Origin of the sequence: Siphonobacter sp. BAB-5405 (genome assembly GCF_002872335.1) — a bacterium.
GTDB lineage: Bacteria > Bacteroidota > Bacteroidia > Cytophagales > Spirosomataceae > Siphonobacter.
Map to the genome: position 1 here is coordinate 1 of NZ_NJAG01000159.1, position 2,123 is coordinate 2,123.

1 protein-coding gene is annotated in these 2,123 nt (G+C 49.0%); it reads right to left on the minus strand.

Going from position 1 to position 2,123, the window contains the following annotated elements:
• Nucleotides 1-1,864: glycoside hydrolase family 97 protein (locus BWI97_RS26760; protein ID WP_102203466.1), on the minus strand; the 1,864-nt coding region annotated here is incomplete at its 3' end.
• Between the last annotated feature and the right edge of the window lie 259 nt (nucleotides 1,865-2,123).

The window sequence follows — 2,123 nt, forward strand, 5'->3', positions numbered from 1 at the left end:
TATCTCCGGCTTTTATGGTAAGGTATTTTACGTTGAAACCTGAGTCGTAATCAGTATCAGCCATAAGTTCAGCCCGATAGGTTTTGCCTTTTTCAAGCACATAGAAAGGAATCGATACATTCTTCGATCGATTTTCTCCGTTAATGCCTGCCACGTACCAGCGGGCTGCTTTTCTTCGGGCAATCACGACTTCTTTTCCGGGATAGCCGGCCAGGAATCGCGTTTCATCCCAGGCCGTCGGCAGCTCGCTGAGCATAAATTTCGCGGGATCCGGTAACTGATCAAAGCCCGCCGGGCGGTCCGCCAAATGCTGGATGCCTGATTCAAAGACCACCGCCAGGGCTAATTCGTGGGCGTAAGTGGTCGTATGCGAATGCTGGGAGTTGGTAAAAGCCACGGGCGTATAATCCATCGGACCGATAACGTTACGGGTGAAGGGCAACAGGGTATTATGCCAGGCTCCTTTCGAAGTCATGTACTCCTGATTATTATATTGCTCACCGCCGTACACGGCTTCCATACTCATCAAATGCGGGTAGGTGCGGCTCCAGCCCCTCGGAACCGTACTCCCGTGAAAGTTGACCATCAATTCATAGCGAGCAGCGTCTTCCAGAATGTCCAGATAGTACCGCATCATCTCCTGCTTGTCACTTTCAAAAAAATCTACTTTGACACCGTAGATTCCGATCTTTTTTAACCAGGCAAATTCTTTCGCTCTGGATTCCGGCGTCGTTAGCCGATCCCGGGGACCGGAGGAAACCTGATTATGGGCTCCCCCCGAATTATACCAAAGCAACGGTTTCACTCCCTTCGATTTAGCGTAGGCTACGGCATCTTCGAGCGTACCTCCGTTCGTCATTTCGTCCCATTCCCAATCCATCAGCGTATAGGGCCAGCCCATCCGGGCGGCTAAATCAACGTATTCACAGAGTTTTTTATAATCTTTCGTTCCGTGATTATACGCCCAGTACACCCAGGACGAAACTCCCGGCTTGATCCAGTCGGTTTTCGTGAGTTGGGAAGGTTTACTGACATCTTCAACCAGCGTAGACTCAACAATGTCAGCCAGTTGACCAATAATCGCTACTCGCCAGGGCGAGCTCCAGGGTAAAGTCAGGGTAGGGTTTACCGATCCAGTATTGTTTCCATCCGTAGCGGCCGGGTATTCCAGTTGGTAACTGGACTTGTTCTGTCGGTTGCTCAGCTTCGTCGCACAGTAGTTACGATCTACGTTGGCTTCGGTCAGTAAGGTCCAGCAGGGGTTCTGATCTCCAGTTTTGAACAAAGCCGGATAGCCCCATTCGCCGGTTTGGATCGTTTCTTTTTGAGCGGGGTAGAAGCCCTCGTAACTGGTAACGAATGCCTGTAACCAGCGTTCCGCCTTTTCCTCCACCACAAATGCGGTTGCTTCGCGTTTCATGACCCAGGTGCCCTCGCTTTTTTCGGGAAACTCATATTTGAAAACGATGCCATTGTTGTAAGCCCGGGCCACCACGTTCAGCGTACTGCCCTTCGCATTTATGAACGTAAACGTCATCTCCTGGGCTTCATTGGCCCGCTTCAAGCGTTTGCCGTGAAGGGTTGTATACTGCTCGTGAATGGGGACGGCCTTACTACTTTTCTTCAGCGAAAGTTGGTCCGTAAATGATTGATCCTGTCTTTCCAGCCCGAGCTTGATTTGAGAAAAAACGGGGGTTTTCGTTGCCCCGTGATAATAAACGGACAAAAACCAATTACCTGGTTTTTCAGTGGATTGGGATAAGCTCAGTTCTATTTTTTTGTTGGGCGAATACAATCGCTGTGCGTGAACAGAGACCGTCATCGCGACCAAGAAGACAAGAAACGTGTACCGAAAAGTATTCATACATCCGTTAAGTTTTGGGGTAAGCAGAATCACGCTTTCATTAATTCTGCCTGTTTTAATAAAGCCTTACAGATTAACGATTAATAATATACGTTGATTCATAGGGCGTTTATCCAGGCTACTTGGCAATCGTATGGTGGAGGTAGTCAATATCTACGGACCCTTCTTCTCCTTCGTTATTGAAGGAGTAAATACCGATGCGGTCACCGCGGTAATAACTCCAGACCAGAGTATGAGACTCGCCGAAAGGTGTGTATTG